This is a genomic window from Paracoccus versutus (assembly GCF_000763885.1).
In the GTDB taxonomy this organism is placed as follows: Bacteria; Pseudomonadota; Alphaproteobacteria; order Rhodobacterales; family Rhodobacteraceae; genus Paracoccus; species Paracoccus versutus.
Genome location: NZ_JRKO01000007.1, coordinates 1 through 21770, shown reverse-complemented (window position 1 = coordinate 21770; position 21770 = coordinate 1). Strand labels below are relative to the sequence as shown.

Sequence of the window (21770 nt, the reverse complement as noted above, 5' to 3'; positions counted from 1 at the left end):
CGTTCTCCAAATACCCATGCGGCCGCGAAACCGCCGGGGCGCTTCAAAGCACGCGATGGCGGGCGCGGGCGGCGAGTTCGATGGCGGCGGCGTGCAGGCGGTCGATCTCCAGCTGGTCGCGGATCTCGGCCAGCATCTCGGCCTCGATCTCGCCCAGGCGGCCGTCCGAGGCGGCGACGTCGCAGGCCAGGACATAGGCGGTGTCGAACATCTTTTCCGGCAGCGCCTCGCGCACCAGGCCGAAAAGCGCGTCCAGCCCGTCCTCTTCCTCGAAGAGCGTCACCACCGTCTGCGACACGGCACGGACGCGGTCGATGTCATAGGCGGCAAAGACCGGCGTGTGGTTCACCGCCCGCTCGATGGCGACCAGCTCGGCGGTGCGCGGGTTCTGGTCCGAGGCCGAGACCGCCACCATGACCGCGACCAGCGCGTCGCAGGGCGAGAACGAGGGCAGGCTGTCGGGCATGGCATTTCTCCTTGCGTTTCCGGGGGTAATTATTGACCATCCGGCGCCGTTTCAATACGGGGAAGTCTCGACCCAATGGAGACCCGAAAATGACCGCCCTGCGTGACGCCGCGATGAAATCCAAGGCCTGGCCCTTCGAGGAGGCCCGCCGCGTGCTGAAACGCTACGAGAAGAAGGATCCCGAAAAGGGCTATGTCCTGTTCGAGACCGGCTACGGCCCCTCGGGCCTGCCGCACATCGGCACCTTCGGCGAGGTGGCGCGCACGACCATGATCCGCCGCGCCTTCGAGATCATCTCGGACATCCCGACGCGGCTGTTCTGCTTTTCGGACGACATGGACGGCATGCGCAAGGTGCCCGACAACGTGCCCCAGCAAGAGATGCTGCGCCGGCACCTGCAAGAGCCCCTGACAACGGTGCCCGATCCCTTCGGCGAATACGACAGCTTCGGCGGGCACAACAACGCCATGCTGCGCCGGTTCCTGGACACCTTCGGCTTCGAATACGAATTCATCAGCGCGACCGAGTTCTACAAGTCCGGCCAGTTCGACGCGACGCTGCTGCTGGCCGCTGAACGCTATGACGCCATCATGGAGGTCATGCTGGCGTCCTTGCGCGAGGAGCGCCAGCAGACCTATTCCTGCTTCCTGCCGATCAGCCCCAAGTCGGGCAAGGTGCTTTACGTGCCGATCAAGCATGTCGACGCCAAGGCCGGCACCGTCACCTTCGACGACGAGGACGGCGAGGAACTGACGCTGCCCGTCACCGGCGGCCATGTGAAGCTGCAATGGAAGCCGGATTTCGGCGCCCGCTGGGCGGCGCTGGACGTGGATTTCGAGATGTATGGCAAGGATCACTCCACCAACACCCCGATCTATGACGGCATCTGCAAGATCCTGGGCGGGCGGCCGCCCGAGCATTTCACCTATGAGCTGTTTTTGGACCAGCACGGGCAGAAGATCAGCAAGTCCAAGGGCAACGGGCTGTCGATCGACGAATGGCTGACCTATGCCGCGACCGAGAGCCTGTCCTATTTCATGTTCCAGAAGCCCAAGACGGCGAAGCGGATGTATTTCGACGTCATCCCCAAGGCGGTGGACGAATACCACCAGCAGCTGCGCGCCTATCCCGACCAGACGGTCGAGCAGCAGCTGGCCAACCCGGTCTGGCACATCCATGGCGGCGCGGTTCCGGCCTCGGACATGGTGGTGCCGTTCCAGATGCTGCTGAATCTCGCCTCGGTGGCCGGCGCCAAGGACAAGGAGGGGCTCTGGGGCTTCATCCGCCGCTATGCGCCCGAGGCCAGCCCCGAGACCCATCCGACGCTGGACCAGGCCGCCGCCTTCGCGGTGCGCTATTTCAACGATTTCGTGGCGCCGACCCGCAGCTTCCGCGCCCCCACGGAAATCGAGCGCCGGGCGCTGGAGGATCTGGCCGGGCGGCTGGCGGCATGGAGCCAGCCCGCCGATGCCGAGGCCCTGCAGACCATGGTCTTTGCCATCGGCCGCGAACACGGGTTCGAGCCGATGAAGGACTGGTTCCAGGCGCTCTACCAGGTGTTGCTGGGCGCCGACCAGGGGCCGCGCTTCGGCGGCTTCATCGCGCTTTACGGCGTGGCCGAAACCCGCGCCCTGATCGAGCGGGCGCTGGCCGGCGAGCTGGTTTCCGAACCAACCGCCTGAACCAGAACGGGAATTCTTTGTTGCGCGCGGCCTCGTTGCCGCGCGCGCATGGTTAACGACCCGTTAACGCGAGATTGCCAGATTCCTACCGGACCGCGCGGGCAACCGCCTCGCACGTTCTGGATTAGGGGAGAATTGGCATGACCATTGCGATTATCGGCAACCAGTCGTTGATGCCGCGCGCCTTCCGGCTGGGCCTGGATCAGTGGTCCCGGACGGATGGCAGGGCGGGATCGCCGACCTGGGCGGGGGTGGCGAATGCGGCCATCGTGCCGGCGGACGAGGATTTCGGCAGTTGCCTGGAAATCCTCAAGCAAGAGGCGGTGACGCAGATCCGCTACATGCAGCGCACGCCGATCAATCCCGGCAGCTATCTGCGCATCGCGGCCAGGGTCAAGGCCATCGCCGGCAACCTGCCGCAGGTGCGCATCGCCGCCTTTGCCGGCAATGCCGCGGGCAACAACGTGGCGGGCGTGCCGCAGACCGGCCCTTCGGTCACGCTGCCGGGCTATGGGCAGGTGGTCGAGGTCTCGGCCATCGTCGGCACCGGCCGGCGCGAGGGCGTGGACATGGCCTGGGGACGCAGCGCCGCCTTTGGCCATTTCGGGTTGGACCTGACCGGGGACAACAACGGCTCGATCCGCATCGAGAGCATCGTGATCGAGGACGTGACCGCCGCCTTCGTGCCGGGGATGCTGGACTGGGTCGATGTGCGCGATTTCGGCGCCATGGGCGACGGGACGACCGACGACCGCGGCGCCTTCCTCGCCGCCGACCAGGCCGCGGCCGGGCGGCAGGTGCTGGTGCCCGAGGGCAGCTATCGCATCGGCTCGGACCTGAGCCTGTCTTCGCCGGTTCGTTTCGTCGGCACGCTGGCCATGCCGCGCACGGCGCGGCTGTCGCTGACGCGCAGCTTCGACTTTCCGACCTATGCCGCGGCCTTCGGTGACGAGACCGAGGGGATGAAGCGGGCGCTGCAGGCGCTGCTGGGCTTTACCGACCATGCGGTGCTGGACCTTTGCGGCCGCAACGTGCATCTGGCCGAGCCGATCAGCATTTCGGACGCGGTGCCGGGCATGACCAGCTTTGCCAACCGCCGCGTCATCGCCAATGGCCAGGTCAGCATCGTGCCCGGCCCGGCCTGGGATACGCGGGCGGCGACATCGGCCGCGACCTATGACCCGGCGCAGCCCCAGGTGCTTTCGGCCGTCGCCAACATCGCCAATATCGAGGTCGGCGCCCGCGTCACCGGCAACGGCGTCGGCCGCGAGGTCTATGTCCTGGCCCGGAACGTCGCCGCCGGGACGCTGACGCTGTCGCAGCCGCTTTACGGCGGGGCGGGCACGCGCAACTATACCTTCAGCCGCTATCGCTATGCCTTCGATTTCTCGGGGATGGAGCATCTGAGCCGATTCAACTTCGACGACATCGAGTTCCTGCTGGAGGGCAATGCCAGCGGCGTCATGCTGGCCAAGACCGGCAACATGAACTGTTTCCGCGACTGCTACTTCACCCGGCCCAGGGATCGCGGCATCACCTCGATCGGCTCGTCCTGCCAGGGGATGCTGGTGGACCGCTGCGAGTTCCTGTCCAACGAGATGGGCGACCTGGCGCAGAACCGCACCACCGTCGCGCTGAACGTCAACAACAACGACGCCAAGATCCGCCACAGCCGCTTCATCCGCTTCGCGCATTTCGCGGTGATGAACGGCGGCGGCCACATGATCGAGGGCAATCACTGGTTCCAGGGCGACAATGCCCAGAACGGCGTGCGCTTCGGCGGGCTGGTGCTGACCCAGACCAACCTGCAGGCGACCGTGACCGGGAACTATATCGACAATTGCTCGATCGAATGGACGAACGAGCATGACCCCTATCCGAATTTCGACGGCGAGGAATATTCCTTTGGCGGGCTGACCGTCACCGGCAACACCTTCCTGGCCTCGAACACGACGCTGGGCTTCAACTGGCTGGTGGTCAAGCCCTATGGCAGCGGCCATTTCATCCACGGGCTTGCGGTGATGGGCAATGTGTTCAAGTCGCTGTTCAACAAGATCGCCCGGATCGAGAAGGTGGACACCACATTCGCCGACATGAACTATCAGCGCATGCGCAACATCCAGTTCCAGGGCAACATGTTCAACGGCGTGAACAGCTATGTCGCCAACCCGGTCGACGTGGCGCATAACCAGGCCAGCGCCTCGAACCGCTGGCTGGTGACGGTGGACCAGGCGCTGCCCTTCAACGGCTGGGTGCGCAACGTCCAGTCCATCATCGCCACCAGCCAGATCACCAATGCCGCCAATGCCCGCGTGTCCGAGATGCCCTGGGTGCAGACCGCGCTGGGAACCACGCGGCAACAGGTTGCGCTGAACTGGGGCGCGGCGGTGCGCGGCTCGGTCAGCCTGCGGCTGCGCATGGACAACCCCGACTGACGCCCCCCTTATGCCGGCCTTTGCCCTCGGCGGATCATTCCGCCGGGGGTTTCAGCATGTCCGGCGGCAGCAGCCGGAACGCCTGGCCGAAGCCCGCGTTCAGCAGGGCCGAGATCGGCTCGATCCGCCAGAAGCGGAAATCCGGCAGGTCCAGATAGACCTTGGCCTTGGGATCGCGTGCCAGCCAGCGGGCGCGGCGCGCCGCGTCCGGTGCGACCGGGGCGGCACGGCCAAGGATCGACAGGCGGGCATGGGTCATGGCGTCGCCCCTGGCGGTCTCGGCCGCAATCAGCAGCCCGGCGCGCGGATCGGCCGCCAGCGCCCGCGTATGCGCGGCAAGCCCCGAAAGCAGCGCAAGCGGCGCGCCATCCGCATCGGTCTGCAGCGCGATGCGCGTGACCAGCGGCACCCCCGTATCGGGGTCGAGCGTGCCCAGGCTGGCATGGCGCGCCCCCTCCAGCAATTGCCGGGCAAGGGTGCGGGCCTCGTCGGTGGTTTCGCGAATCGGGTCGATCTTCATGGCCGCATGCTGCGCCGGCCGCGGCCCGGCAGGCAACCGGAACCTGTAAGACAGCCGCGGCGTTTTCCGGCTTTCGCAGCGCCCGGCCTTGTGAAACAACAGCTTCATGAGCAAGCACCCGCGCATCACCCTGGTCACTGGCGGCGCCCGCTCGGGCAAGTCCGCCCTGGCCGAATCCATCGCCGCCGACCATGAGGGCGGGCGCATCTATATCGCCACGGCCGAGGCTTGGGACGACGAGATGGCGCAGCGCATCGGCTTGCACCGCGACCGGCGCGGCAGCGACGGCTGGCGCACGATCGAAGAGCCGCACAACCTGGCCGGCGCGCTGGCGCGCACGGACGGGCAGGGGGTGCGGCTGGTCGATTGCCTGACGCTGTGGCTGTCCAACGTCATGGCCGAGGGCCAGCCCGGCCCGCATGTCCGCGCGCTTTGCCGGGCGCTGGATGCACAGAAAAGCCCGGTGGTCGTGGTGACGAACGAGCTGGGACTGGGCATCGTGCCCGAAAACGCGCTTGCCCGCCGCTTTCGGGACGAGCATGGCTGGATGAACCAGGCCGTGGCCGGGATCGCCGACGAGGTCTGGATGGCCGTCAGCGGCCTGCCGCTGCGCCTCAAACCGCAAAGAGGGACACCGTGAAAGAGTTCGATCAATCCGCCGCCGCCGCCGCCCGCGACCGCCAGGACCAACTGACCAAGCCCCCCGGCTCTCTGGGCCGGCTCGAGGAACTGGCGGTGTTCATGGCCGGCTGGCAGGGGCGCGAGCGCCCGCGGATCGAGCGCGCGCAGGCGCTGGTCTTTGCCGGCAACCACGGCGTCACCCAGCAGGGCGTGAACCCCTTCCCGGTCGAAGTCACCGCCCAGATGGTCGAGAATTTCCGCCAGGGCGGCGCGGCGATCAACCAGCTTTGCCGGCTCTCCGGCGCTGAATTGCAGGTGATCGCGCTGGACCTGGACCGGCCGACCGGCGATTTCACCCAAGGTATGGCGATGGAGGTCGACGACCTGGTCGCCGCCATCCAGACCGGCAAGAACGCCGTGGACGCGCAGGCCGACGTGATCTTGCTGGGCGAGATGGGGATCGGCAATTCCACCGTCGCGGCGGCGCTGGCGGCGGCGACCTTCGGCGGCACGGCCGAGGATTGGGTCGGCCCCGGCACCGGCGCCGACGACGAGGTGCTGGCCCGCAAGATCGCCGCCGTCGAGGCCGGGCTCAAGCGGCACAAGGGCGCGGCGACGGCGGCCTCGATCCTGGGCTCCTATGGCGGGCGCGAGCAGGCGGCGATCTGCGGCGCGGTGATCCGCGCGCGCGAACTGGGCATCCCGGTGATCCTGGACGGGTTCATCTGCTCGGCGGCGGCGGGCGTGTTGCTGGTCAACGACCGCAACGCGCTGGACCATTGCCTGATCGGCCATGAAAGCGCCGAGCCGGGCCACCGCCGGCTGGTCGCGGTGATGCAGAAAAAGCCGGTGGTGACGCTGGACATGCGGCTGGGCGAGGGCTCGGGCGCGGCGGTGGCGCTGATGATCCTGCGCGCGGCGCTGGAATGCCACAACGGCATGGCCACATTCGCCGAGGCCGGGATTGGCTAGGCTTCTGGCGCAGGCGGCGCTGGCGCTGGTCTGGCTGACCCGGCTGCCCGTGGGGCGGCTTCTGCCCGCCTCGCCGCCGACGCTGGCGCAGGCGGCCTGGGCCTTTCCGCTGGTGGGGCTTGCCGTGGGGTTCATCGGTGCCGCCGTGCTGGGGCTGGCCGCCCTTGCCGGGCTACCGGGGATGGTCGCGGCGCTTCTGGCGGTCGGCGCCATGATCCTTGCCACCGGCGCGCTGCACGAGGACGGGCTGGCCGATTGCGCCGATGGCAGCGGCGGCGCGACCCGTGAGCGCCGGCTGGAGATCATGCGCGATTCCCGCATCGGCAGCTATGGCGTGCTGGCGCTGGTCCTGGTCACGGGACTGCGCGTGGCGGCGATTGCGGCGCTGGTCGCCCAGCCCTGGCTGGCCGCGGCGGCCGTGGCCGGGCTGGCGGCGGCCTCGCGTGCGGGGATGGCGCTGGGGCTGGGGCTGATGCCGCCTGCGCGCCGCGACGGGCTGGGCCATGCGGCGGGGCGGCCGACGCGCGGCGCGATGCTCGCCGCCCTGGCGCTGGGAGCCGCGGCGCTGATGCTGCCGGCGCTTGGCCTGCCGCATCCGGCGGCGGGCTGGCTGGTGCTGGCCGCGGCGGTGGCGGCGGCGCAGCTTTGGCTGGCGCGCCGGGCCCTGCGGGCGCTTGGCGGCCAGACCGGCGACGTGCTGGGCGCCATGCAACAGGCGGGCGAGACGGCCGGGCTGGTGGCGCTGGCCGCCCTTGCCTAAGCGCCGTTACGTCGCGTCGCCTTTTTCTTGACGGGTTTTTGCACTTCACTCATACCAAACGGCTACATGAAAGGTGGGGATTATCCGCCGCCGCCACGGCAAGGGGCGGCCATTGTTTTGGGGAGGTTTTTCATATGGGTGCCCTGCTGGGGCTTTCTCGCGGCATCGACCGCGTCAATTCGGTCATCGGCCGCGGCGCAAGCTGGCTGATCCTGGTCGCCGTGCTGGTCAGCGCCGGGAATGCGGTCATCCGCAAGGTGCTGAACACCTCGTCCAATGCCTGGCTGGAGTTGCAATGGTATCTCTATGGCGCCGCCTTCCTGGGCGCCGCGGCCTATACGCTGAAGGAGAACGAGCATATCCGCATCGACATCATCTATGGCATGTGGCGCCGCCGCCGCCAGCACTGGATCGACCTGATCGGGCATGTGTTCTTCCTGATGCCCTTCGTCACGCTGATGATCTGGTATCTCTACCCCTGGGCGATGCGCTCCTACTACCGCGGCGAGGTCTCGACCAATGCCGGCGGGCTGGTGCTGTGGCCGGCCAAGATGCTGCTGCTGGCCGGCTTCGTCATGCTGTTCTTCCAGGGCATTTCCGAGATCATCAAGAAGATCGCCGTCATGCGCGGCATCATCGAGGATCCCAACCCCTTCGTCTCGGCCCATGAGGCCGCCGCCATGGAGGGCGAGATCATGGTGCGCGAGATGACGGCCGCGATCGAGGACGAGACGAAGGACGGGGAGTCCCGCAAATGATGATCTTCATCGCGCAGAACATGGCGCCGATCATGTTCGCCTCGCTGGTGATCTTCCTGCTCTTCGGTTATCCGGTGGCTTTCGCGCTGGCGGCGAACGGGCTTTTGTTCTTCGTCATCGGCGTCGAACTGGCACCGCTGTCGGGCGGCAACATCAACCTCAGCTGGCCCCTGCTGAACGCCATGCCCGAGCGGTTATGGGGGGTGATGTCGAACGAGACATTGCTGGCCATTCCCTTCTTCACCTTCATGGGCATCGTGCTGGAGAAATCCGGCATGGCCGAGGACCTGCTGGACACGGTGGGCCAGCTTTTCGGCCCGATCCGCGGCGGCCTGGCCTATGCGGTGATCATCGTCGGCGCGCTGCTGGCGGCGACGACCGGCGTGGTCGCGGCCTCGGTCATCGCCATGGGGCTGATCTCGCTGCCGATCATGCTGCGCTATGGCTATGACCGGCGCATCGCCTCGGGCACCATCGCGGCCTCGGGGACTCTGGCGCAGATCATCCCGCCCTCGCTGGTGCTGATCGTGCTGGCCGACCAGCTCGGCCGTTCGGTGGGCGACATGTACAAGGGCGCGCTGATCCCCGGCCTGGTGCTGACCGGGATCTACATGTCCTATATCTTCGTCATGTCGTTCATCCGGCCGAACAGCCTGCCGGCCCTGCCGAAAGAGGCGCGGACGCTGGGCTCGGGCGTCACCTCGCTGCTGGTGGCGCTGGCGCTGACCGTGGGCATGGCCTGGCTGGCCTTCCGCTGGCTCTACCCGACCCATGGCAAGGATGCCGACATCCTCGCCCCCTCGCTGGCGGTGATCGTGATCTATGTTCTGGCGCTTCTGGACCGGGCGTTGAAGATCAACCTGATGTCGCGGCTGGCGCAGCAGGTCGTCATCGTGCTGATCCCGCCGCTGGCGCTGATCTTCCTGGTGCTGGGCACGATCTTCCTGGGCATCGCCACCCCCACCGAGGGCGGGGCCATGGGTGCGGTCGGCGCGCTGCTGCTGGCCGGGGTCAAGGGGCGGCTCAGCTATGACGTGATCCGCCAGGCGCTTCTGGCGACGACGCGGCTGTCGGCCTTCGTCATGTTCATCCTGATCGGGGCGCGGGTCTTCTCGCTGACCTTCTACGGCGTGAACGGGCATATCTGGGTCGAGCATCTGCTGACCTCGCTGCCCGGCGGCGAATACGGCTTCCTGATCGCCGTGTCGGTGCTGGTCTTTTTGCTGGCCTTCTTCCTCGACTTCTTCGAGCTGGCGTTCATCATCGTGCCGCTGCTGGCGCCGGCGGCGCAGGCGATGGGCATCGACCTGATCTGGTTCGGCGTGCTGCTGGGGGTGAACATGCAGACCAGCTTCATGCACCCGCCCTTCGGCTTCTCGCTGTTCTTCCTGCGCTCGGTGGCGCCGAAATCGCCCTATCGCGACAAGGTGACGGGGCAGATGATGCAGCCGGTGACCACCGGGCAGATCTATTGGGGCGCGGTGCCCTATGTCTGCATCCAGCTGGTCATGGTCGGCATCGTCATGACCTTCCCCGGACTGGTCATGCACTACAAGGGCGCGCCGGTCGATACCTCGAACGTCAGGATCGAGATCCCCTCGGGCGGCGGGCTTGGCGGGCTTGGCGGCCTCGGCGGGCTGGGCGATCCCTTCGGCCAGCCGGCCGCGCCCGGAACCGCCGCGCCGGGCGGCATTCCCGCGCCGGGCGGCCTGGGCGGGGCGCCGAACTTCGGCACCCCCGCTGCGCCGGCCGCGCCGGCGGATGGGGCGACTGCCCCGGCCCCGGCCCCGGCCGCGCCGCAGGACGGGCTGGGGGCGCTGTCCGGCCCGCCGCCGGGCCTGACCGCCCCGCAACAGCCGGCGGGGAACTGATCGGGCTGGGCGGGTTTCCCGCCCGCCTTCGCCCCCCGCGCCCCGCAACGAAAAGGGCCGCCGCGATCGCTCGCGGCGGCCCGATTGCAGGCTTGCGACGGATCAGAGCGTGCCGTTGCGCTGCTGGATCATCATGAAGGTATCATAGGTATATTCGGCGGTCTGGTTGTAGAGATACCAGTCGCCCCGCGCCCCCTTGATCGATTCCCAGATCTTCTTGAACGGCGCGTTCGAGGCTTCCAGTTCGGCATAGACCTCGTTCGCGGCCTTGTAGCAGGCGTCCAGGATCTCGGCGCTGAACGGGCGCAACTGCGCCCCCGAGGCCACCAGCTCCTTCAGAGCCGTGGGGTTCAGATGGTCGTATTTCTGCAGCATGTCGGCATCGACCGCCCGGCACGCGGTGTGCAGAAGCGACTTGTAGTTCTCGGGCAGCGCCTCGTATTTGTCCTTGGCAAAGAAGAAATGCACGGTCGGGCCGCCTTCCCACCAGCCGGGATAGTAATAATAGGGCGCGACCTTGAAGAAGCCCAGCTTCAGGTCGTCATAGGGGCCGACCCATTCCGAGGCGTCGATGGTGCCCTTTTCCAGCGCCGGATAGATGTCGCCGCCGGCGATCTGCTGCGGCACCGCGCCCAGCCGCTCCAGCACCTTGCCGGCAAAGCCGCCGACACGGATCTTCAGGCCCTGCAGATCGGACACGGCGTTGATTTCCTTGCGGAACCAGCCGCCCATCTGCACGCCGGTATTGCCGCCCGGCAGGCCGAAGATGTTATGGGTGGCCAGGAATTCGTTGTAAAGGTCGATGCCGCCGCCGTGGTATTGCCAGGCGTTCATGGCCCGCGCCGACAGCGCGAATGGCACGGCCGAACCCAGCGCGAAGGTCGGATCCTTGCCCCAGCTGTAATAGCCGACCGTATGGCAGGCCTCGACGGTGCCGTCGGTGACGGCGTCCTGGGCCTGCAGGCCGGGCACGATCTCGCCGCCGGCAAAGACCTGGATCTGGAACTTGCCGCCGGTGGCCTCGGACAGGTATTTCGACAGAACCTCGGCGCCGCCATAGATGGTGTCCAGCGATTTCGGGAAGGCCGAGGTCAGCCGCCATTTCACCTCGGGCATCTCTTGCGCGATGGCGGGCGCGGCAAGCGCAGCCCCGGCCGCTGCGGTCGCGCCGCCAACCGTGGCGCGGGTCAGAAAGGCGCGCCGGCCGAACTGGTTGGTTGTCTTCATGGGTTCCTCCGCGTTGATCGGCCTGTTCCTGGGCGGCCGATGACGGGGCGAATGTTGCATGCGACCGGACGGCCTGTCGAGACGCCAGTGCCGGATTTCCGCCGCATCCCCGCCCGCTTGCGCAATTGCCGCAGCGTCAGTCCGCCCGGTCCGCGCATCGCCGATCTTGTAGGGCGCTCAACGCACTACCCAAGCGGTTTGGGCTTGCCTATACTGGCAGGGGTCCGGGGCTTTGGGGGAACAAGGGATGCGCTGTCCTTTCTGTGGAAATGTCGATACGCAGGTCAAGGATTCGCGTCCGGCCGAAGACAACGTGGCGATCCGCCGACGCCGCTTCTGCCCGGCCTGCGGCGGCCGCTTCACCACCTATGAGCGGGTGCAGCTGCGCGACCTGGTCGTGGTCAAGTCCAGCGGAAGGCGCGAGGATTTCGACCGCGCCAAGCTGGAGCGCTCGATCCGCATCGCCATGCAGAAGCGCCCGATCGACCCCGAGCGCATCGACCAGATGATCTCGGGCATCGTGCGCCGGCTGGAAAGCATGGGCGACACCGACATCCCCTCGAAGGTCATCGGCGAGATCGTGATGGAGACGCTGGCCCGGATCGACACCGTTTCCTATGTCCGCTTCGCCAGCGTCTACAAGAACTTCCAGGCGGCGGACGATTTCGACAAGTTCGTGTCCGAGCTGCGCCCGCAGACGGTCGAGGAGTGACCGACCGCCGCCACATGCGCCATGCGCTGGCGCTGGCGCGGCGCGGCCTGGGCAATGTCTGGCCCAATCCGGCGGTGGGCTGCGTCCTGCTGCGCGACGGCGCGGTGGTCGGGCGCGGCTGGACCCAGCCCGGCGGCCGCCCCCATGCCGAGGTCATGGCGCTGGCCCAGGCCGGCGAGGCGGCGCGCGGCGCCACCGCCTATGTCACGCTGGAGCCCTGCGCCCATCACGGCAAGACCCCGCCCTGCGCCGAGGCGCTGGTCCGCGCCGGCATCGCCCGCGTCGTCACCGCCCTGACCGATCCCGACCCGCGCGTGGCCGGCCGCGGCCATGCCATCCTGCGCGCGGCCGGCATCGACGTGACCGAAGGCATCTGCGAGGCCGAGGCCCGCGCGGTGCAGCGCGGTTTCCTCAGCCGCATCCAGCGCGGCCGGCCGATGCTGACGCTGAAGCTGGGCGCCAGCTTCGACGGCCGCATCGCCACCGCCTCGGGCGAAAGCCAGTGGATCACCGGGGCCGAGGCCCGCCGCCATGTCCATGCCCTGCGCCTGGGCCATGACGCGGTGATGGTCGGCGGCGAGACGGCGCGCGCCGACCGGCCGGGGCTGAACGTGCGCGGCTTCGGCCCGGTGCGGCAGCCGGTGCGGATCGTGGTCTCGTCGCGCCCCTTGCCCGACCTGCCGGATGAGGGGCCGGAGCATGGCCCGCTGTGGCAGCTCGCCGGCCGCCCCGAGGATGTCATGGCCGAACTGGGCGTCCGTGGCCTGACCCGTGTCCTTTGCGAAGGCGGCGGGGTGCTGGCGGCTAGCCTGTTGCGCGCGGGGCTGGTCGATCAGCTGATCGGCTATAGCGCCGGGGTGGTGCTGGGCGGCGACGGCCGCGCCGGAATCGGCGCGCTGGGGCTGGGGCGCCTGGCCGATGCGCCGCGTTTCCGGCTGGCCGAGACGCGCCGGATCGGCCCCGACGTCCTGCATCGCTGGCTGCGCGATGATGCGGTGGAGCGTTAATCAATCGGTCGTGGCCTAGCGCCGCCAGAGCCAGGCGTGGCCGGCCAGCAGGCCCTGCGCCTTGGACAGCAGCCGCAGCGCGGGGCCGCCCGCGCCGAATCCCGGATCGCGCAGCCGTTCCACGGCGACCTCGGGCGGGCAGGGCAGGTGGCTCACCGGGTCGAAATAGCGTGGATAGGCGATCAGCGCGGCATGGACCAGCAGCGCGAGGTCCGCCCGCACCTGCCGCCGCGCCGGCACCGGCCCCAGGTCGCGCGTCAGCCCCCAGCCGGCATAGAAGGGCGCGCCCAGCGTGGTGACGGGCAGGCCGCGCAACAGCGCCTCGAACCCCAGGGTCGAGGTCATGGTCCAGACCTCGTCCACCCGGCCCATCAGCGCATCGGCGGCCGCGTTGCGGGCGACCACATCGGCCAGCCGTTCCAGATCGGCCGGGGCGACCAGGCCGGGGCGCAACCCGGCCTCGACATCGGGATGCGGCTTGTAGACCAGCACCGCATCGGGATTCTCGGCCCGCGTGCGCTCCAGCAGGGCCAGGTTGGTGCGCTCGGCTCCCGCGCCCAGGCGGATCGAGGCATCGTCCTCGACCTGGCCCGGCACCAGGATGCGACGGCCGGGCGGCAGGTCGGGCGGTCCGCCGGACAGGTTGTATTTGGTGATCCCGGCCTCGACCAGCAGCCGGGCCAGGCGCAGGGCGCGGTCCCGCCCGCCGGGGGGCAGGGGTTCGGCCATCAGCCGCTCGAACCGGCTTTCGCGGCCGGGGTCGTAATAGATGCCCAGGTCGTCGGCGACCAGCGACAGGGGCGGGACCAGCGCCGCCCCCAGCCCGCGCGAGCGCAGGAATCCGTCCTCGACCCGCAGCGCGCCGGGCACCTGATCGGCGCGGCTTGCCCAGGCCATGGTCACGCCCGGCCCCGGTTTCGCGACAAAGCGCACCCCCCGGCCGCTGCCGAAGAACCGCGCCATGAACGGGCGTTTCCACAGCCGGATGCCATGCGCGCGATGGCCGGCATTGTCCTGGCGCCAGGCGCGGGCCTCGGCCTCGATCTGTTCCAGCGCGCCCTCGAAATCCGTCAGCCGGTCGCGGCAGGGATCATACCAGGTCGGCGCCAGCAGGTGGCTGGCGGCGAAAAGCTGCTCGATGCTGGCCGGGCTGCGGCGCGGGATCGGGTGCTGGTCGTCCGTCAGGCCCCAGCCGGCATAGAAGGGACGGCCGAAGATGCGCGGCCGGTGGCCGGCCAGCATCGCCTCGTATCCCAGCTGCGAGGAAAAGGCATAGACCCGCGCCGCGCCCGCAAGCAGCGCCCAGGGCGACACCGCGCCGTCGCAAAAGACCTCGTCGCGGCGCAGGTCGGCGGGGCTGAAATGGCCGGGTCGCAGGCCGCGCGCGGTCTCGGGATGGCTGCGGACCACCAGCGGCAGGCCGGGATTTTCGTCGCGCGCCGTCTCCAGCATGGCCAGGAAATCCGCCCGGCCCGCCCCGCGCAGCGAGGCGTCGCCGCGGGTCTGGTCGATGACCAGCACATAGCCGGCGGCGGGCGGCGCGACCTGGGGCAGATGCGCGTTGTATTTCGACAGATCGGCGGCGATCAGCCGCGCGATCCCCTGTCGCGCGCGTTGCAGCTGCGCCTGGGTGCCGGGCGCATGCACCAGGGTTTCGATCAGCGAGGGCGCCTCGGCGTCGAAATGCAGCCCGACGGGGTCGACCAGCAGGCCGATGGGCCCGCGCCGCGCCACCGCGCCGCGCGCCCGTCCCGGCAGGACCGAGCGCAGGAAGGCGTCCTCGACCCGCACCAGCCGGGCGCCGCGGCGGGTGGCCAGCGCCTTGCCGCGCCAGGCGGTCGGGCTGTCGCCCCAGATGCCGACGTGATCGCCGGGGCCGGGCAGGCCGATGCGGGGCGACCATCCGGCCAGCTGCAGGATGCGGCGCAGGCGAGGCCGGGTCAGGAAGCCGCCGCTGCATATGAAAAGCCGCCGGGAATCCCCGGCGGCATCATCGTTCTGCTTCACGGCCTTACCGGAAGGCGCTGTCTACCGAGCCGACCTCGGTCGCGGTGCCCAGGATCGACTGCAGGGTCTTGCGCCATTGCACGAAGGGCGCCTCGGTCACATAGACGGTGTCGCCGTCGCGGATGACGAAATCGCGCGCCAGGAACATGCCGTCGGGCCTGGTCAGGTCCAGCACATAGGCGACGCGCTGGCTGCCCTGGATGTCGCCGCGGCCCAGCACGGCGCGGGCCACCGCCGGCGGCTCGTCGCGCAGCACGAACACGCCCTTGGGATCGGCCAGCGCGGTGCTGAGGCCGCCGACCATGGCCACCGCCTCGATGGCGTTGATCTGTTGATTGCCCAAGGGCACCTTGGTCTGGCCGCCAAGCGCGCCAAGCGCGGTAAAGCTGCGCTCGTCCTCTTCGACCAGGATCACGTCGCCGGGGCGCAGCGCGATGTCGTTGCGCGCGTTGGAATACAGGTCGCGCAGCCAGACCTTGCCGCTGGAATTGCCGCGCTTGACCGTGACCACGGCGATCTCGGGCTCGATCGAGACGCCGCCCGAGCGCGACAGCATCGAGGAAAGGTTGCGGGTCGGGCGCTCGATCGGATAGACGCCCTGCGCGTTCACCTTGCCCATGACCGAGACGGTGGCGCCGTCGCCGGCGACGCGCGTGACCATGACCTGCGGGTCGGGGGTCTGGGTTTCCAGCTTCTGGGTGATGATGCGGCGCAGCTCTTCGGGGCTGTTGCCGGCGGCCAGCACCCGCCCGGCATAGGGCACGAAGATATAGCCCTGGCTGTCCACCTGCAATTCGGTCAGCTGGGTCGAGCTTGTCCCCATCGAGGCCAGCAGCCCGTCATCGACGTTTTCCCAGATCGACAGCCCCAGCACGTCGCCGGGCCGGATGTCGTCGGCCGCGACCGTCCCGGCCGAGCGGAAATCGGCCGAGAACCCATAGGCGGGGGTAAAGTTCGCCGCCCGGTTCACCCGGTCGTCGACATGCACGATATGGGTGCTGCCGCCCTTTTCCACCGCGCCGGACATGATCTGGCCCTTGGTGGGGCCCGAGCGCGGCAAACCGCAGGCGGAGACGAGAAGCATTCCCCCCAGAATCGCGGCCCGCGTCAGGCGCGCGGCAAGGCTGCGGCGCATGCGGAGCGGCGCCGCACCGGATCGAAGGGGCGAAAAAATGGCTTGCGTCAAACTGTTGCTCCTGTCCTCTCGTGCGATTCCCGGATCGCAGGTCGTATTTTTCCGCACGTTAACCCAGCAACCAGGGGTTTTCCATATTTTTGCCCCGCTCAATCGTCCTTGCCGCCCATCTGTTGCCGATATTTGCCACGTCCGGCGAAAAGCGCCTGATAGGGATCCTCGGGCGCCAGGATCATGTCCACCACGATGCGCAGCGCATGGGCGCGGGACCGCGCGGCGTAAAACCCGCCCGGCACCTGGCTGCTTTCCAGCAGGAAGTCGCGATAGCGGCGATAGGCCAGGGCATGGGGCGGGCGCGGGTCGTGCAGGAATTCGTCCAGGCTCTGGTCCGAGACGAGGCCGGGCTTGTCGAAGACCGCATTGCCCATGGCCTTGACCGGCAGCCCGCGCCACAGCGCCTGCTGCGCGGCGGTCGAGTTCACCGTCACCGCCGCATGGGCCTGGTTCAGCAGCCGCGCCAGCTTGCCGCCGCGCACGAAATGGACCCGGTCCTCGATCCCCAGCTCGCGCGCCCTGGCCAGGATGGCGTGGCGGATGCCGCCGCGCCCATCCTCGAGCGGATGGGCCTTGAAGACGATGTGGTGATGGCGCGGCGCCGAGCGGGCGAAGGCGGTCAGCACCTCGTCGGTGAACTCGGCCATGCGGCGATAGGGGGAATGGGCGACGAAGTTGGAATCATGTTCCAGCTGCATCAGCACCAGCACATAGGGAAAGCCGCCGCGGCGCACCGCCCCCGCCTCGCGCATGCGGGCCAGGGCGTGCAAGGGCGTCAGCAGGAAGCGGCGCAGGTTCAGCCGGAATTCCTGGAACACGCCGATCTGGCGGTGGGTGCGGTAGCCGGGATAGCGGCGGTTCGCCACCAGCACCAGGAAGTGATAGAGCGCGCCATAGAACTTGTGCTGGCGCATGTCGCCCCAGCGCGCCGGCGGGCGGTGCATCTCGGCGATGCGGTTGCGCAGGGCATTGCGCATCTCGCGCAGGGGGATGCGCATCAGCGCCGAATGCCCGTTCGAGCCGCCGCGCTCATAGGTGATCCAGAACGGGCGCAGATAGCCTTCCTCGAAGACATGCAGCACCAGGTCGTGGCGCCGCGCCGCCTCGCGCGCGGCGGCATGGACCGGGCGCACGTCGCCGTAAAGCACGATGTCGGTCACGCCCTTTTCGGTGACGATGCGGTCCAGGTGGTCTGGCCAGTCCTCGGGCCCGGTGCCGTGGCGGATGAACCGGGACGCGTCGGACCAGAAGAACTCATCGCCGGCGTTGAAGCCGACGCGCCAGACCTGGGCGCCGGTGGCGCGCAAAAGCCGGCCGACGCGGTCGAAGAACGGGCCGTGCGGGCCCTGCAGCATCAGGAAGACGCGCTTGGCTGCGGGCAATGCGGCGGTCGCCGCCACCGGGACCAGCTTGCGCTGGGGCGGCGGCGGATCGGGCGGGGCAAGCGGACGCTGGGGTGCCGCAGGCGCCGGGGCGGGGCGCAGATCGCGGACGTGGCGGGGGCCGGTCATGGGATTGAGCATATGAGCCTGGTGTCTGTTTGTGCAGGAATCGGGCTTTTCGCTACAGGCGGGGCCCAGCCACCGAGGTCATATTCCCTCTGATTGCACCAAAATCCCGCCGCTGTCACGGCCTTTCCTCATTTTGGCTTAACCGGCGTGGTGTCGCGGCTGCGGCTTTGCTTGAAGATCGCGCGCCGAGGCTCTAGTTCTCGGGCAGCCAAAGGAAGGGGGCGTCCATGTTTACCGGCATCATCACCGATATCGGCGAGGTATCCCGCGTCGAGATGCGCGGCGACATGCGGGCGCGGATTTCCTGCCATTACGAGATGGCGGGGGTGGACCTGGGCGCCTCGATCGCCTGCGACGGCATCTGCCTGACCGTGGTCGAGAAGGGGGCGGACTGGTTCGACGTGGACATCTCGGCCGAGACGATTTCCAAGACCAACATCGGCGCCAACGGCTGGGCGCCCGGCAAGCGGCTGAACCTGGAACGCGCGCTGCGCGTCGGCGACGAGCTGGGCGGGCATATCGTCTCGGGCCATGTCGACGGCGTCGCGGTGATCGAGGAGATGCGCGACGAAGGCGGCAGCACCCGCATCACCCTGCGCGCGCCCAGGGCGCTGGCGCGCTTCATCGCGCCCAAGGGCTCGGTGGCGCTGAACGGCACCTCGCTGACGGTGAACGAGGTCGAGGGCGACCGCTTCGGCGTGAACGTCATCCCCCACACCCAGGCCGTGACCACCTGGGGCGAGGTGCAGCCGGGCGACGAGGCGAACCTGGAAATCGACACGCTGGCGCGCTATGTCGCGCGGCTGGCCGAGGCGGGCTGATGGCCGGGATCGGCCATAACCGCGGCCCGGCGCTGTCCCCCGAGGCGGGCCGTGGCTTTCGCGCCCATGCCTGGACCGTGGCGCGGCGCGAGCTGCTGGGCGCGCGGCTGCCGGTCGAGGTGGTGCGCATGCAGGTCCGCCGGGCCAGGCAGCTGGGGCTGGACTACAAGACCTATGCCGGGGTGCGGGCGACGACCGGGCGCGACCTGGTGGCGTTTCTTTACTCGACGAATGCGCTGGGGGTGTTCCGCGACGGCCAGCCGGTCGGCGCGGCCGAGCGCCGGCGCATCGCCGAAAGTGCCGCCGCGCCGCATCTGGGCTGCGCGCCGGGGCTTGCGCCCGATGCGATCGCGGTGCAGATCGGGGCGGTCTCGGCCGAACGCCTGCCGCCCTTTGGCGCCAGCTGGTCGGCGATCCGGGACGGGATGAAGGGCTGGTTGCGGGCACGGGGCCTGCCCGGCGATGCGGTGCTGATGATCGGCGAGACCGGGCATGAGCGGGAAATGATGGTGGCAGGCGGGCTGGCGGGTTTCGTCACCGGCCGGCAATTCTTTGCAGGAGCGGCGGATGCAGTATGAAAAGCCGGGGCCGGTCGAGCGCGACTGGTCCGACGCGATCTCTCCCATCGAGGAGATCATCAACGAGGCCCGCAACGGCCGCATGTTCATCCTGGTCGACCACGAGGACCGCGAGAACGAGGGCGACCTGGTCATCCCCGCCCAGATGGCCACGCCCGAGGCGATCAACTTCATGGCCACCCATGGCCGCGGGCTGATCTGCCTGTCGCTGCCCGGCCCGCGCATCGACGCGCTTGGCCTGCAGCTGATGAGCCCCAAGAACTCCAGCCGGCACGAGACCGCCTTCACCATGTCGATCGAGGCGCGCGAGGGCGTGACCACCGGCATCTCGGCCCATGACCGCGCCCATACCGTCGCGGTGGCCATCGACCCCAGCAAGGGCGCGGCCGACATCGCCACGCCCGGCCATGTCTTTCCGCTGCGCGCCCGCGAGGGCGGCGTGCTGGTGCGCGCCGGCCATACCGAGGCGGCGGTGGACGTGGCGCGGCTGGCGGGGCTGAACCCCTCGGGCGTGATCTGCGAGATCATGAACGAGGACGGCACCATGGCGCGGCTGCCGGACCTGGTGGCATTCGCGCAGAAGCACGGGCTGAAGATCGGCACCATCAGCGACCTGATCGCCTATCGCCGCCGCCACGACAACCTGATCGCCGAGCGCGGCCAGCGCGCCGTGCATTCGATCCATGGCGGCGACTGGATGATGCGCATCTTCGCCGACGAGACCTCGGGGGCCGAGCATATCGTGCTGACCAAGGGCGACCTGACCGCGCCCGGCCCGGTGCCGGTGCGCATGCATGTGCTGGACCCGCTGCACGACGTCCTGGGCATCGGGCGCGAGAGCGCCGGCACCCTGGACGCCGCCATGCGCGTCATCGCCCAGGAGGGTAGGGGCGTCGTGGTGCTGTTTCGCGACCTCGAGCCGCGCCTGCCGCGCCAGGACGAGGTTTCCTCGCATGTGCTGCGCCAATACGGGCTGGGGGCGCAGATCCTCTCGGCGCTCGGCCTGTCCGAGCTGGTGGTGCTGACCAATTCGGCGCCGGTCAAGGTGGTCGGGCTTGACGCCTACGGGCTTTCGATCCATTCCACCCGCTCGATTCCCAAAGAGTGACGAAATGGCCGCCAGCATCGAACATGACCAATTGCCGCTGCCCCGGATCGAGGGCGGCGCGCGCCTGCTGATCGTGGTCGCGCCCTATTACCGCCAGATCGCCGACGGGCTGATCGCCGGCGCGCGCGGCGTGGCCGAGACCGCCGGCGCCACCGTCGATCTGGTCGAGGTGCCCGGCGCGCTGGAAATCCCCAGCGCCATCGCCCTGGCGGCCGGCCGCAACCTTTACGACGGCTATGTCGCGCTTGGCTGCGTGATCCGCGGCGAGACGACGCATTACGACACCGTCTGCAACGACAGCTCGCGCGGGCTGATGCTGCTGGGCCTGCAGGGCCATTGCATCGGCAACGGCATCCTGACGGTGGAAAACACCGCCCAGGCCGAGTTGCGCGCCGATCCGCAGGGCCAAAACAAGGGCGGCGGGGCCGCGGCCGCGGCGCTGCACCTGATCGCGCTCAAGCGCGGCTGGGCCGGGCAATCGCCGCGGGGCGACGCCCCGGTGCCGCGCGACGTGATCAAGCTGGCCGGCGAGATCGACGGGCCGGGCAGCGCATGAGCGGGGCGGGCGACAAGACGCGCCGCGACGGCGACCGGCAGGCGCGGCAGGCCCGCGCCGCGGCCGCGCGGCTTTATGCGGTGCAGGCGCTGTTCCAGATGGAGGCGGGCGGCCAGTCCGCCGACCGCGTGCAGCGCGAGTTCCTGAACTGGCGCATCGGCCGCGAGGACGAGGACGAGGACATGGTCTCGGCCGAGGCCGACCAGGCGCTGTTCACCCGCATCGTGGACGATGCCGTCACCTGGCAGTCGCGGATCGACCAGATGACCGACCGGGCGCTGGTGGCGAAATGGCCGATCGGCCGCATCGACCCGGTGCTGCGCTCGGTCTTCCGGGCCGCGGGCGCCGAGCTGGTGACGCCCAAGACCCCGCCCAAGGTGGTCATCGCCGAATATGTCCGCCTGTCGCAGGCCTTCTTCGCCGAGGGGCGCGAGTCGAAATTCGTCAACGCGGTGCTGGACCACATGGCGCGCGAGGCCCGTCCCGAGGCATTCTGACGCGGGGCGCGCGGGATTTTCCCCTCGGGCTTTGCCGCGATCCGCGCTAGAATGGCCGGGCTTGTCTGTTCCGGGAAAAAAGATGCCGCAACTCGTCCGGCTTTATATCGTCAGCATCGCCATCGGCTTCGCGCTGGCGCTGGCCTTTACCGCGCTGCTTCTGGCGCTGGATGTCGGCACGCTGCGGCATCTGGTGACGGCCACGCGCGGCGGCTGGATCGCGGTGCTGATGCTGGTCGTCTTCCACACCATCCTGTTCTCGGGGGTGCAGTTCGGCATCCGCATCATGCTGATGGCCCGCAAGGATGGCCGCCGCCGCGGCCATCCTAGCGGGCCATCAGCCAGATGCGGATGCCGCACTGCCCCCCCGAGAGCAGGACGGTGTGGAAGCCGACCAGCATCAGCACCGCGATCCAGCCGCCGCGCGGGGCCGTCACCGGCTGCCGCAGCGTCCCGACACCCCGCGCCAGAC

At 69.0% G+C, this 21770-nt stretch carries 21 protein-coding genes; 14 read left to right on the top strand and 7 right to left on the bottom strand.

Going from position 1 to position 21770, the window contains the following annotated elements; genetic code table 11:
- Positions 1-43: 43 nt before the first annotated feature.
- A complete protein-coding gene (locus IT40_RS04115; protein WP_036751052.1) occupies positions 44-466 on the bottom strand; it encodes a tellurite resistance TerB family protein in 423 nt (140 codons plus the stop codon).
- 89 nt (positions 467-555) lie between these two features.
- Between IT40_RS04115 and IT40_RS04110 the strand changes: the two genes are divergently transcribed.
- Both IT40_RS04110 and IT40_RS04105 read left to right on the top strand, forming a co-directional pair.
- Complete coding sequence (locus tag IT40_RS04110) at positions 556-2148, top strand: lysine--tRNA ligase (RefSeq protein WP_036751050.1); 1593 nt, start codon at positions 556-558, stop codon at positions 2146-2148.
- A gap of 140 nt (positions 2149-2288) precedes the next feature.
- Entirely contained in the window at positions 2289-4583 is a 2295-nt protein-coding gene (locus IT40_RS04105) for a glycosyl hydrolase family 28-related protein (protein ID WP_036751047.1), read from the top strand.
- 34 nt (positions 4584-4617) lie between these two features.
- Here the strand turns inward: IT40_RS04105 and IT40_RS04100 are convergent, their stop codons facing one another.
- Positions 4618-5103 carry a HugZ family pyridoxamine 5'-phosphate oxidase gene (locus tag IT40_RS04100; protein WP_036751224.1) on the bottom strand — a complete coding sequence of 162 codons (486 nt, stop codon included), beginning with the start codon at positions 5101-5103 and terminating at the stop codon, positions 4618-4620.
- A 106-nt stretch (positions 5104-5209) separates the two neighbouring features.
- Between IT40_RS04100 and cobU the strand changes: the two genes are divergently transcribed.
- From cobU to IT40_RS04075, 5 genes are all read left to right on the top strand, one after another.
- Positions 5210-5743, top strand: a complete 534-nt coding sequence (cobU, locus tag IT40_RS04095; protein ID WP_036751045.1) for a bifunctional adenosylcobinamide kinase/adenosylcobinamide-phosphate guanylyltransferase — start codon at positions 5210-5212, stop codon at positions 5741-5743.
- Positions 5740-6696: a nicotinate-nucleotide--dimethylbenzimidazole phosphoribosyltransferase gene (gene cobT / locus IT40_RS04090; RefSeq protein ID WP_036751042.1), complete on the top strand. Its 957-nt coding sequence runs from the start codon at positions 5740-5742 to the stop codon at positions 6694-6696. Before cobU ends, cobT begins: the two co-directional genes overlap by 4 nt.
- Complete coding sequence (gene cobS / locus IT40_RS04085; protein ID WP_036751040.1) at positions 6689-7456, top strand: adenosylcobinamide-GDP ribazoletransferase; 768 nt, start codon at positions 6689-6691, stop codon at positions 7454-7456. The genes cobT and cobS overlap by 8 nt, the downstream gene beginning before the upstream one ends.
- A gap of 134 nt (positions 7457-7590) precedes the next feature.
- Entirely contained in the window at positions 7591-8214 is a 624-nt protein-coding gene (locus tag IT40_RS04080; protein ID WP_036751038.1) for a TRAP transporter small permease subunit, read from the top strand.
- Positions 8211-10085, top strand: a complete 1875-nt coding sequence (locus tag IT40_RS04075) for a TRAP transporter large permease (RefSeq protein WP_036751034.1) — start codon at positions 8211-8213, stop codon at positions 10083-10085. Before IT40_RS04080 ends, IT40_RS04075 begins: the two co-directional genes overlap by 4 nt.
- Before the next feature lie 102 nt (positions 10086-10187).
- Here the strand turns inward: IT40_RS04075 and IT40_RS04070 are convergent, their stop codons facing one another.
- Entirely contained in the window at positions 10188-11312 is a 1125-nt protein-coding gene (locus IT40_RS04070) for a TRAP transporter substrate-binding protein (protein WP_036751032.1), read from the bottom strand.
- Positions 11313-11559: 247 nt separating this feature from the next.
- Between IT40_RS04070 and nrdR the strand changes: the two genes are divergently transcribed.
- Both nrdR and ribD read left to right on the top strand, forming a co-directional pair.
- Positions 11560-12024 (top strand): transcriptional regulator NrdR, encoded by a 465-nt coding sequence (nrdR, locus tag IT40_RS04065; protein ID WP_036751029.1) that lies wholly within the window; start codon positions 11560-11562, stop codon positions 12022-12024.
- Positions 12025-12038: 14 nt separating this feature from the next.
- Positions 12039-13031 carry a bifunctional diaminohydroxyphosphoribosylaminopyrimidine deaminase/5-amino-6-(5-phosphoribosylamino)uracil reductase RibD gene (gene ribD / locus IT40_RS04060; protein ID WP_036751222.1) on the top strand — a complete coding sequence of 331 codons (993 nt, stop codon included), beginning with the start codon at positions 12039-12041 and terminating at the stop codon, positions 13029-13031.
- A gap of 15 nt (positions 13032-13046) precedes the next feature.
- Here the strand turns inward: ribD and IT40_RS04055 are convergent, their stop codons facing one another.
- From IT40_RS04055 to IT40_RS04045, 3 genes are all read right to left on the bottom strand, one after another.
- Complete coding sequence (locus tag IT40_RS04055) at positions 13047-15038, bottom strand: capsular polysaccharide biosynthesis protein (protein ID WP_036751026.1); 1992 nt, start codon at positions 15036-15038, stop codon at positions 13047-13049.
- Positions 15039-15042: 4 nt separating this feature from the next.
- Entirely contained in the window at positions 15043-16173 is a 1131-nt protein-coding gene (locus tag IT40_RS04050) for a polysaccharide biosynthesis/export family protein (protein ID WP_208021288.1), read from the bottom strand.
- Between the two features lie 149 nt (positions 16174-16322).
- Positions 16323-17738: a capsule biosynthesis protein gene (locus tag IT40_RS04045; RefSeq protein WP_084196860.1), complete on the bottom strand. Its 1416-nt coding sequence runs from the start codon at positions 17736-17738 to the stop codon at positions 16323-16325.
- 227 nt (positions 17739-17965) lie between these two features.
- Between IT40_RS04045 and IT40_RS04040 the strand changes: the two genes are divergently transcribed.
- The 5 genes from IT40_RS04040 to nusB are packed head-to-tail and all read left to right on the top strand — an operon-like array spanning position 17966 to position 21298.
- Positions 17966-18559 (top strand): riboflavin synthase, encoded by a 594-nt coding sequence (locus IT40_RS04040; protein ID WP_036751024.1) that lies wholly within the window; start codon positions 17966-17968, stop codon positions 18557-18559.
- Positions 18559-19137 carry a hypothetical protein gene (locus IT40_RS04035; protein ID WP_036751022.1) on the top strand — a complete coding sequence of 193 codons (579 nt, stop codon included), beginning with the start codon at positions 18559-18561 and terminating at the stop codon, positions 19135-19137. The genes IT40_RS04040 and IT40_RS04035 overlap by 1 nt, the downstream gene beginning before the upstream one ends.
- A complete protein-coding gene (ribB, locus tag IT40_RS04030; RefSeq protein ID WP_036751019.1) occupies positions 19127-20245 on the top strand; it encodes a 3,4-dihydroxy-2-butanone-4-phosphate synthase in 1119 nt (372 codons plus the stop codon). Before IT40_RS04035 ends, ribB begins: the two co-directional genes overlap by 11 nt.
- Positions 20246-20249: 4 nt before the next feature.
- On the top strand, positions 20250-20801 hold the full coding sequence (locus IT40_RS04025; protein ID WP_036751016.1) for a 6,7-dimethyl-8-ribityllumazine synthase: 552 nt from the start codon (positions 20250-20252) through the stop codon (positions 20799-20801).
- On the top strand, positions 20798-21298 hold the full coding sequence (gene nusB / locus IT40_RS04020; protein ID WP_036751013.1) for a transcription antitermination factor NusB: 501 nt from the start codon (positions 20798-20800) through the stop codon (positions 21296-21298). The genes IT40_RS04025 and nusB overlap by 4 nt, the downstream gene beginning before the upstream one ends.
- A gap of 46 nt (positions 21299-21344) precedes the next feature.
- Here nusB and IT40_RS28335 read toward each other — a convergent pair whose 3' ends face one another.
- Positions 21345-21623, bottom strand: coding sequence for a hypothetical protein (locus IT40_RS28335; protein ID WP_157034056.1), 279 nt, complete (start codon positions 21621-21623; stop codon positions 21345-21347).
- Positions 21624-21770: the final 147 nt, after the last annotated feature.

What these genes read in the sequence shown, in the direction of transcription:
- IT40_RS04115 (WP_036751052.1), bottom strand. Translation starts at nt 466, where the DNA reads ATGCCCGACAGCCTGCCCTCGTTCTCGCCCTGCGACGCGCTGGTCGCG.
- IT40_RS04110 (WP_036751050.1), top strand. Translation starts at nt 556, where the DNA reads ATGACCGCCCTGCGTGACGCCGCGATGAAATCCAAGGCCTGGCCCTTC.
- IT40_RS04105 (WP_036751047.1), top strand. Translation starts at nt 2,289, where the DNA reads ATGACCATTGCGATTATCGGCAACCAGTCGTTGATGCCGCGCGCCTTC.
- IT40_RS04100 (WP_036751224.1), bottom strand. Translation starts at nt 5,103, where the DNA reads ATGAAGATCGACCCGATTCGCGAAACCACCGACGAGGCCCGCACCCTT.
- cobU (WP_036751045.1), top strand. Translation starts at nt 5,210, where the DNA reads ATGAGCAAGCACCCGCGCATCACCCTGGTCACTGGCGGCGCCCGCTCG.
- IT40_RS04080 (WP_036751038.1), top strand. Translation starts at nt 7,591, where the DNA reads ATGGGTGCCCTGCTGGGGCTTTCTCGCGGCATCGACCGCGTCAATTCG.
- IT40_RS04075 (WP_036751034.1), top strand. Translation starts at nt 8,211, where the DNA reads ATGATGATCTTCATCGCGCAGAACATGGCGCCGATCATGTTCGCCTCG.
- IT40_RS04070 (WP_036751032.1), bottom strand. Translation starts at nt 11,312, where the DNA reads ATGAAGACAACCAACCAGTTCGGCCGGCGCGCCTTTCTGACCCGCGCC.
- nrdR (WP_036751029.1), top strand. Translation starts at nt 11,560, where the DNA reads ATGCGCTGTCCTTTCTGTGGAAATGTCGATACGCAGGTCAAGGATTCG.
- ribD (WP_036751222.1), top strand. Translation starts at nt 12,039, where the DNA reads ATGCGCCATGCGCTGGCGCTGGCGCGGCGCGGCCTGGGCAATGTCTGG.
- IT40_RS04050 (WP_208021288.1), bottom strand. Translation starts at nt 16,173, where the DNA reads ATGCGCCGCAGCCTTGCCGCGCGCCTGACGCGGGCCGCGATTCTGGGG.
- IT40_RS04045 (WP_084196860.1), bottom strand. Translation starts at nt 17,738, where the DNA reads ATGACCGGCCCCCGCCACGTCCGCGATCTGCGCCCCGCCCCGGCGCCT.
- IT40_RS04040 (WP_036751024.1), top strand. Translation starts at nt 17,966, where the DNA reads ATGTTTACCGGCATCATCACCGATATCGGCGAGGTATCCCGCGTCGAG.
- IT40_RS04035 (WP_036751022.1), top strand. Translation starts at nt 18,559, where the DNA reads ATGGCCGGGATCGGCCATAACCGCGGCCCGGCGCTGTCCCCCGAGGCG.
- ribB (WP_036751019.1), top strand. Translation starts at nt 19,127, where the DNA reads ATGCAGTATGAAAAGCCGGGGCCGGTCGAGCGCGACTGGTCCGACGCG.
- IT40_RS04025 (WP_036751016.1), top strand. Translation starts at nt 20,250, where the DNA reads ATGGCCGCCAGCATCGAACATGACCAATTGCCGCTGCCCCGGATCGAG.
- nusB (WP_036751013.1), top strand. Translation starts at nt 20,798, where the DNA reads ATGAGCGGGGCGGGCGACAAGACGCGCCGCGACGGCGACCGGCAGGCG.
- IT40_RS28335 (WP_157034056.1), bottom strand. Translation starts at nt 21,623, where the DNA reads ATGGCCGCGGCGGCGGCCATCCTTGCGGGCCATCAGCATGATGCGGAT.